This window comes from Streptomyces sp. W16 (assembly GCF_033194735.1).
In the GTDB taxonomy this organism is placed as follows: domain Bacteria; phylum Actinomycetota; class Actinomycetes; order Streptomycetales; family Streptomycetaceae; genus Streptomyces.
Genome location: NZ_JAWOAI010000449.1, coordinates 1 through 8,415, shown reverse-complemented (window position 1 = coordinate 8,415; position 8,415 = coordinate 1). Strand labels below are relative to the sequence as shown.

Genomic DNA, 8,415 nt, shown 5'->3' with positions numbered 1-8,415 from the left:
CTCTTCCGATCTCAGCGTGGGCGTCGCGATGCCCACGCCGAGGCCGGTGACGACCAGTCCGGGAACCGTGGCCCGCCAGCCGGAACCGGCGTCGAGGACGGCCTGCAGGAACCCGCCCGCCGCGATCAGCAGCAGCCCTCCGCCGATCGTCCACCGCGGCGAGGCGCCGTGCAGGAACCGTCCGGCGAGGGCGGACACCACGAACGCCGCCGCGCACATGGGCACCAGGGCGAGCCCCGCCTTCACCGGGCCGAGCCCCAGCGACGACTGGAGCCAGAGGGAGGAGAACGGCAGGTAGGAGAAGGCCGCCGCGGACAGCAGCAGAGCGGCGAGCATGACGCCGACGAAGGACGGCTTCCGCAGCAGCCCGAGGTCGAGCATCGGATGCCCGCGCCGCCGCTCCACTCCCGCGAACACCGCGAGGGCGACGGCGCCGAGAGCGAACAGACCCAGTACCGCGGGATCGGTCCACCCCTCGTCCCCCGCCCGGATCAGCGCGTAGGTGACGGCCGCCGCCGCGACGGTGAAGGACGCCGTACCGGGGACGTCGACCCCTTCGGCCCGCGGATTGCGGGACTCCGCGACCACCCGCAGCGTCAGGACGATCGCCAGGACGCTCACCGGGAGATTGACCCAGAAGATCCAGCGCCATCCGAAGTGCTCGGTGAGCAGCCCGCCGAGGATGGGACCGGCCGCGGCGGCGGCCCCGTTGACGGCTCCCCATATACCGAAGGCCACTCCTCGGTCCCGGCCCTGGTAGGCCGAGTTGAGCAGCGCCATGGTCGTGGCGAGCATCGCCGCCCCGCCGATGCCCTGCACACCGCGCGCCGCGATCAGCAGCGCCGGATCGGGGGCGAGACCGCACACCAGGGAGGCCGCGGCGAAGAGCCCCAGCCCCGCGACATAGATCCGGCGCCGGCCCACGAGATCGGCGAGCGAACCTGCGCCGAGCAGCAGGGCCGCGAGCGTCAGGGCGTACATGTCCATCACCCACTGCAGGTCGGAGAAGGACGTGGACAGGTCCTCGGCCATGTCCGGCAGCGCCACGGTCACGATGGTGACGTCCACGAGGAGCATGAACGCCCCCAGGCAGACGGCCACCAGCGGCCACCATTTCCTCATGAGGTCTCCCTTGTCGGCGCGGGCACCGGGCGGCGCCGGCCTCCCCGTACGGTCGGGGAAGCCGGAGTACCCGACTACTCGGGGACCGCTGGCTGGCGGAAACCTCCGTCGAATAGCCTGAGTTGGTGGAAACCATCGGCCTGGAGCGGATCGACCGCCAGCTGGTCCACGCCCTGCAACTGGACGGGAGGGCGTCGTTCCGCCGGCTCTCGGAGGTGCTCGACGTCTCCGAGCAGACCGTCGCCCGCCGCTATCGGCGGCTGAGAACGTCCGGGGTCCTGCGGGTCGTCGGACGCACGGAGGCGCGCCGCCTCGGCCAGGTGGACTGGTTCACCCGCGTCCGGTGCGCCCCGGAGGCCGCGGGCCGGGTCGCGGAGGCGCTGGCCCGACGGCCCGGCATCTCCTGGGTCAGTCTCGTGTCGGGCGGTACGGAGATCGTCTGCGTCACGCGCGCCCGGTCCCGCCAGGAACAGGACGATCTCCTGCTGGGCAAGGTGCCGCGCACTCCGCGCGTGGCCGACGTGACGGCGCACTGTCTGCTGCGCACGTTCTACGGCGGACCCACAGGTTGGAGCGGCCGTACCGACTCCTTGGCGGCGCATCAGACGGAGCGGCTCACCGGGTCGTCGGGCGGGACCGACGGCGGAGGCGGACGGGTCGCCCTGGACGAGTCCGACGAGCGGCTGCTCGCCCAACTCGCCCTGGACGGCCGTATCAGCTGTGCCGATCTCGCCCGGACCGTGGGGCAGCCCGAGTCGACGGTCCGGCGCAGGCTGGAGTTCCTGCGCCGCTCGGGGGTCCTGTACTTCGACGTCGACATCGACTCCGTCCACCTGGGCTACGAGACGGAGGCGTTCCTGTGGCTGACGGTGACCCCGGCGCGGCTCGCGGAGGTGGGCACGGCGCTGGCCCGGCACCCCGAGATCGCCTTCGCCGCCGCGACCACCGGACCCACGAACATCGTGGCCTCCGTCGTCTGCTGTGACGTGGGCGGCCTGTACGACTACCTGAGCGAGCGGATCGGCGCGCTGGAGGGCGTGCGACACGTCGAGACGGCACCCGTCATACGAAGCCTCAAACGGGCCGGCACCCTCATGCACGGCAGCCTGGCCGCGGACCGGCAGGGCCCACGGCGGTGAGCCCGCCTCACCCGGACCCCTCGCCCTCCGCTCTCTCCGCTCCTTCGTCTTCGAAACGCCGTACGAGCTTCTCGAGACGGGCGAGGATCTCCGGGTTGTTGCGTGCCTCCTCCACGAACGGGGCGACGGCCGCGGCGCCGTAGCTGCGCAGCACGCTCCGGACGGCCAGCGTGGCCTCGTTGGCGACGGCCGGCGTATAGGCGTAACTGCGGCCCTGCTTGACGCGTGAGGCCGCGCCCCGTTCCCAGAGGCGGGCGAGCACGGTCATCACGGTCGTGTAGGCCAGGGGCGCGCTGCGGCTGCGGTTGAGCACGTCGCGGACGGCGTGCGGGGTGAGGGGGTGATCGGTCCGCCAGAGGACACGCATCACCTCGGATGCCAGTGGTCCGAGGATGATGCCGCTGGGCTCGGATTCCGATCCTGACACGTGCGTTCCTGTTCTCGCGGTGGGGGACTCAGCCCGTCCTGCGGGCGAGGCCGAGCTGAAATGCCATGGATACGGCCATGGTTCGGTTCGGGCACTGCAACTTCGCGAGGACATTGGCCACATGACGCTTCGCACCATGCTCCGAGATACCGAGCCGGTCGGCGATCTGCCGGTTGCTGCAGCCGTCCACGAGCAGGTCCAGCGTCTGTTGCTCGCGTGGTGTCAGGGCGACGGCCGGCTCCGGGACCTCCACTCCGCGCCCGGCCAGCGAGAGCAGTTCGCGGGCCAGGGTTCCCGGGATCGGGATGTCGCCGCGACCGATCCGGTGAATGGCGTCCTGCAGTGTCGTCGCGGTCAGATCCGATTCCAGCAGGAAGCCGTCCGCGTGCCGGATCGAGGCCCGGGTCAGGGCTTCCTCGGCCGGGGCCTGAAGCAGAACGATGATCTTGCAGTCCCGCCGCTGGCCGATGTCCCTCAGCTCGGCGAGTTCGGTGTCCGTCGAACTCGCCGGCACCACGGCGATGTCGTACCGGCTGCCCGTGAGCAGTTCCATGGCCTCGTCGTGCGTCCCGCAGCCGCCGACCCGGCGGACGGCCGGAACGGTGTCGAGCATGGAGCGCAGGCCCCAGCGTGTCAGGTCATGAGGCAGTGCGATCAGTACTGCGAGCGACTCGTCGGGATCCCGGCACGTCTCTCCAGGAGCCGCCCGACTCTGATTCTCCGTCTCCTCCGCGCGGCAGATGTCCAAGCGATTCCCCCGTCGTCCGGTGCCCCCCTGCGGGAGCGGTGCGCACCCTGTGCACCGACTCAGCCTAGGTGGCTCGTACTACGGCACTGTAGTGCGTAATGCGTCATCGGTGACGGGGCTTCGCATCGCCGCGCGGAGGGGCCTCACAGTGACATCACAGCTTGGTCGGCTTGCTTGTTGCACGTTCATCCACAACGATGACTTACGGTGTCGAACTTAGTTCGACGTCGGTCGGGTCGGGGAACTCGGGGGGCGAGTGATCGTGCGTCGTGTTGTTGGTCAGGCGGGACTGCTGCTCGTTCTGCCGGCGCAGCTCCTGCTTCTGCCGTCGCTGCCCCCCGTGCTCGTCCTGGCCAAGGTCCTGTGTGCGACCGGCCTGGTGTGCACCGTCGCGATCTCCGCCGTGACCGCGCTTCTCATGGCCAACTCGGCGATGGGAGCCGCCTTCTGCGGGCGCCAGCTCCTCGCCGTCCGGCGGATGCGGCGCTCCCTGCCGCCGGAGAGCCACTGGCCGGATCATCTCGTGAACGCGGTCGTGCGAGTGGGCCTGGAAGGCAAGGTCTCACTTGTCCGTGACCACCGCACGCTCGCTTTCACGCACGGTGTGTTCCGGCCGCGGATCACGCTGGGTTCCGGGCTCGTAGGCCTCCTCACGGAGGACGAACTGGTGGCCCTGTTACGTCACGAGGAGTGCCATCTGAAGTCGGGGGACCCCCTGCGGTTCCTCGTCCTGCACACCGCCGGCGTCCTGACGCGCCGCCTTCTGCCCGCTCTCTCCAAGTGGTTCACGGAGCGCGTCACCCACCGCGAACTCCTCGCGGACTTCTACGCCGTGCAGTCGTGCGGTGTGCGCAGTGTCGCCGGCGCGTTGCTGACGGCCCTGAGCCGGCCCGCCATGTCCGACAACGCGGCACTGTCCGCGTTCACGGCCACGCCCGAGGCGATCGAGGCGCGGCTCGTCCAGCTGGAGACCGGCGTCATGCCGCGGCGGGCGACGGCCGATCGGCGGGAGCTGGTGGCCAGCACCTTGAGCCTGGTCCTGTTCGTACTGGCCGCGCTCGTGCTCCTCGTCGTGTGCGGCGACATCTTCGGACCCGCCTCCGAGTGAGGCTCCCGCCACGACCCGAAGGGCACCTGGCCGGTCGAGCGGTACCGCGTCGACCCCCGCTCCCCGCCGCCGACGCCCGACGACGCTCCGTGGCCGGGCAACCCCTCGCCGCGAGGTTCCCGCGGACTTTATGCTCGTTCGCGGCCGAGCGCCCCGAGGGCGGGCGCGCCGGCCGCACATGTCATGACAGTCGGCACGGGAGACTCGGTGCGCACACGTTTTGCCGTACTCGGACCGGTCAGGGCCTGGCGCGGCGACACGGAACTGCCGCTGGGACCCCCCAAGCAGCGCGCCCTGCTCGCGCTGCTGCTGACCGAGGCGGGGCATCCGGTCGCCGTCCACGAGATCGTCGACGCCCTGTGGGGACAGGACCCGCCGGACAGCGCCGTCAACGTCGTCCAGCGGCACGTCGGAGCACTGCGGCGGCTGCTCGAACCCGAGCTCCCGGCCGGGGGTCAGTCACGGTGGCTGGTGCGCGGCTCGGGCGGCTACCGCCTCGAAGTCGACGCCGACGGTCTCGACCTGCTGCGCTTCCGGGCCCTGCGGCGACAGGCGGAGCAGGCCGTACGGGACGGTCAACCGCCCACCGCCACAGGGCTGTTGATCGAGGCGCTGGCCCTGTGGCGAGGGCCGGCGGCCTCCGGGATCGCGGCCGAGGTGAGGTCCCACCCCGCCTTCACCGCCCTCGACGACGAGCACCTGGCCGCCGTCAAGGAGGCCGCCGAACTCGCCCTGGAGGCCGGACCGGGCCTGGGCGCACGGGTGTTGGTGACGCTCCGGCAGGCCGCGGCCCAACACCCGCTGGACGAAGGGCTGCAGGCCAGACTGATCCTGGTGCTCGCGGCCACCGGACACCAGGCCGAGGCCCTCGACGTCCACCGGACCGTACGCACCCGCCTCGCCGACGAGCTGGGCGTACAGCCGGGCCCCGAACTCCAGGCCGCTCTGCAGCGGGTGCTCGGGCACACCCACGCCGCGCGTGCCGCGACACCGTCCGGAAACGCGCGGGCGGCCGAGGACGCGGCCGGGGCGGAACAGCCGGACACCGTCGCCACCATCCGTCCCGCCCAACTCCCCGTGGATCTCCCCGCCTTCACCGGCCGGCGCAGCGAACTCGCCCACGTCCAGGAGCTGTTGCGCGCGTCCGACGCACACGCCTCGACGGTGGTGATCAGCGCCATCGGCGGCATGGCCGGCGTCGGCAAGACGACCCTGGCGGTGCACTGGGCGCACAGCGTCGCCGACCGTTTCCCCGACGGGCAGCTCTACGTCAATCTGCGCGGCTTCCACCCCAGCGGTTCGATCATGAGCGCGGCCGAGGCCATCCGGTCCTTCCTCGACGCGTTCGGCGTCCCCGGGCAGCGCATCCCCGCCGGGCTCGACGCACAGGCCGCGCTGTACCGCAGCCTCCTCGCCGACCGCCGCGTCCTCATCGTGCTGGACAACGCCCGCGACACCGAGCACGTCCGCCCCCTGCTGCCCGGCGCCCCCGGCTGCCTGGTCGTCGTCACCAGCCGCAACCAGCTCTACGGCCTGGTCGCCGGCGAGGGCGCGCACTCGCTGACCCTGGACGTGCTCACCGAGGCGGAGGCCCGCGAGTTCCTGTCCCGCCGGCTGGGCGCCGAACGGATCGCGGACGAACCCGACGCCGTCGCGGAGATCATCACCCTGTGCGGCCGGCTCCCCCTGGCCCTGGCCGTCGTCAGTGCCCGCGCGGTCGTGAACCCGGCCTTCCCGCTCGCGTCCATCGCCGCCGAACTCTCCGACAGCGAGGACAGTCTCGACGCGTTCGCCGGAGAGGCCCCCGCCGCCGACGCCCGCAGCGCGTTCTCCTGGTCGTACCAACTCCTCAGCCCCGCCGCCGCCCGGGTGTTCCGGCTGTTCGCCCTGCACCCGGGACCCGACTGCTCGCTCGCCGCCGTCGCGAGCCTCGCCGGGCAACGGGTCGGCCAAGTCCGGCCGGTCATGGCGGAGTTGGCCCGGGCGCACCTGATCTCCGAGTCCCTGCCGGGCCGTTACGGCTGTCATGAACTGCTGCGCGCCTACGCCGCCGAGCTGGGCCGGGCACAGGACACCGCGCAGGAACTGGAAGCGGCCCGGCGGCGCATGCTCGACCACTATGTGCACAGCGCGCACGCGGCCGACAGCGTTCTGATGCCCACCCGGGACAGCATCCAACTGCGCCCGCACACAGCCGGGGTGACCGTCCCGCGACTGCCCGACCAGGTGGCGGCGGCCGCCTGGCTGGAGACGAACCGGTCGGTCGTGCTCGCCGCGATCGAGCAGGACGCCCGGCACGGCGGCGGCGAACACAGCTGGCAGTTGGCCCTGGTCCTGGAGCTGTACCTGGACCGGGGCGGTCGCTGGTCCGAGCAACTCGACGCGCAGACAAGGGCAGTTGAGGCGGCCCAGCGCCTGGGCGACATATCCGGCCAGGCGTTCGCCCACCGCGCGCTCGGCTTCGTCAGCGGTCGCCTCGGTCGGCCGGACGAGGCCGACGCCCACCTGGCGCGCGCCCTGGAGCTGTTCGGCGAGATCGGCGACCGGGTCGGCCGGAGCAGGACCCACCGCAGGCTCGCGTTCCTGGCCAACGGGCGTGGCCGGCACGAGGAGGCCCTCGACCACTACGCCGAGGCGAGCGCCCTGTGCCGCGCGGCCGGGCGGCGCGACGGCGAGGCCGGCATCGCCAACGAGGTCGGCTGGACGTACATCCTGATGGGCAAGTACGAGGACGCCCTGACCGAGTGCGGCCATGCGGTCGCGGCCCACCGGGAGACGGGCGACCGCAACGGAGAGGCCGCCGCCCTGGACAGCCTCGGCTACGCCCATCACCATCTGCGCGACCACGAGCGGGCGTTGGAGTGCTACGAGCAGGCGCTGCGGCTGTACCGGGAGATCCGGGACCGCTATCTGGAGGCCGACACCCTGGTGCACATCGGCGACACCCGCCGCGAGGCCGACCAGGACACGCGGGCCGCGCTCGCCTGGCGTGAAGCACTCGGCATCCTCGACGAGATCGGCCACCCCGACGCCGAGCAGGTCCGCCACCGGCTGACGGACCTCGCCCAACCCGATCGGTCCCGGCGACAGTAAAACGTCAGCGTCCCGAAAGCGGGCCCTGCCTACGCTCCCCGCTCCGCTCCACCCGGAGCCGGAAGCGCGTACGGCATTCCCCTTCAGGACTGGAACATGACCCCCACGACTTCCGCGGAACTCCCCACAGCCGCGCACCGCAACCAACTGCTGCGCACCATGATGTCCGACCACGCGAAGGCACTGCTCGCCTACGCCGACAAGCTGCTGAACGACCGTCACATGGCGGAGGACATCGTCCAGGAGACCCTCATCCGCGCCTGGCCGCACGCGGAACGCCTCTACAGCACCGAGGGATCGGTACGCGGCTGGCTCCTCACGGTGACCCGCAACCTCGTCGTCGACCGGATGCGCAGCGCCGTCGCCCGCCACGAGACCATCGGCGCCGAGGACCGGGACGTGCCCCTGCCCGACCACACCGGCGCCGTGCTGGCCTCCGTGGAGGCGACCGGCCTGCTGCGGCGACTGTCCCACGAGCACCGGGAGGTCCTGCTGCACACCTATCTGTGCGGCCGGACCGTCCAGGAGACGGCGCGCATCCTCGGGATACCGGCGGGCACCGTCAAGTCCCGCCGACACTACGCCCTGAACATCCTGCGCGCCCAGGCCGGCGAGGGACTCACGCCGGAACGGTGAGCCGGACATCGAGCACCGGGATGTCGACGTGGCCGTCGGCGTCGGTGTGCCAGCGCCAGTGCGCGCCGTTCGCCTCGCCGTACACCAGGCCGGTCCAGCCCGCGCCGCCCGGCCCGCACAGGGCGGCCAGTTAGATCGGAAG

At 71.9% G+C, this 8,415-nt stretch carries 7 protein-coding genes; 4 read left to right on the top strand and 3 right to left on the bottom strand.

Annotation, left to right across the window (positions count from 1 at the left end):
* Positions 1-1,122: MFS transporter (locus tag R6V09_RS39765; RefSeq protein ID WP_317886355.1), on the bottom strand; the 1,122-nt coding region annotated here is incomplete at its 3' end.
* Positions 1,123-1,247: 125 nt separating this feature from the next.
* On the opposite strand from R6V09_RS39765, the gene R6V09_RS39760 reads away from it, so the two are divergent.
* The gene (locus tag R6V09_RS39760; RefSeq protein ID WP_317886354.1) at positions 1,248-2,261 is read left to right on the top strand and encodes an Lrp/AsnC family transcriptional regulator; all 1,014 of its coding nucleotides are present in this window, start codon (positions 1,248-1,250) and stop codon (positions 2,259-2,261) included.
* 7 nt (positions 2,262-2,268) lie between these two features.
* Here R6V09_RS39760 and R6V09_RS39755 read toward each other — a convergent pair whose 3' ends face one another.
* Together R6V09_RS39755 and R6V09_RS39750 are read right to left on the bottom strand one after the other, a co-directional pair.
* Entirely contained in the window at positions 2,269-2,688 is a 420-nt protein-coding gene (locus R6V09_RS39755) for a BlaI/MecI/CopY family transcriptional regulator (protein ID WP_317886353.1), read from the bottom strand.
* 28 nt (positions 2,689-2,716) lie between these two features.
* Positions 2,717-3,301, bottom strand: coding sequence for a response regulator transcription factor (locus R6V09_RS39750; protein ID WP_317886352.1), 585 nt, complete (start codon positions 3,299-3,301; stop codon positions 2,717-2,719).
* A 397-nt stretch (positions 3,302-3,698) separates the two neighbouring features.
* Between R6V09_RS39750 and R6V09_RS39745 the strand changes: the two genes are divergently transcribed.
* From R6V09_RS39745 to R6V09_RS39735, 3 genes are all read left to right on the top strand, one after another.
* A complete protein-coding gene (locus R6V09_RS39745; protein WP_317886351.1) occupies positions 3,699-4,544 on the top strand; it encodes a M56 family metallopeptidase in 846 nt (281 codons plus the stop codon).
* 207 nt (positions 4,545-4,751) lie between these two features.
* Positions 4,752-7,637, top strand: a complete 2,886-nt coding sequence (locus R6V09_RS39740; protein ID WP_317886350.1) for an AfsR/SARP family transcriptional regulator — start codon at positions 4,752-4,754, stop codon at positions 7,635-7,637.
* 96 nt (positions 7,638-7,733) lie between these two features.
* Positions 7,734-8,273, top strand: a complete 540-nt coding sequence (locus R6V09_RS39735; RefSeq protein ID WP_317886349.1) for a sigma-70 family RNA polymerase sigma factor — start codon at positions 7,734-7,736, stop codon at positions 8,271-8,273.
* The last annotated feature ends 142 nt before the right edge of the window (positions 8,274-8,415 follow it).

Bases quoted from the DNA above. Each gene is read 5' to 3' on its own strand.
- R6V09_RS39750 (WP_317886352.1), bottom strand. From the start codon at position 3,301: ATGCTCGACACCGTTCCGGCCGTCCGCCGGGTCGGCGGCTGCGGGACG.
- R6V09_RS39735 (WP_317886349.1), top strand. From the start codon at position 7,734: ATGACCCCCACGACTTCCGCGGAACTCCCCACAGCCGCGCACCGCAAC.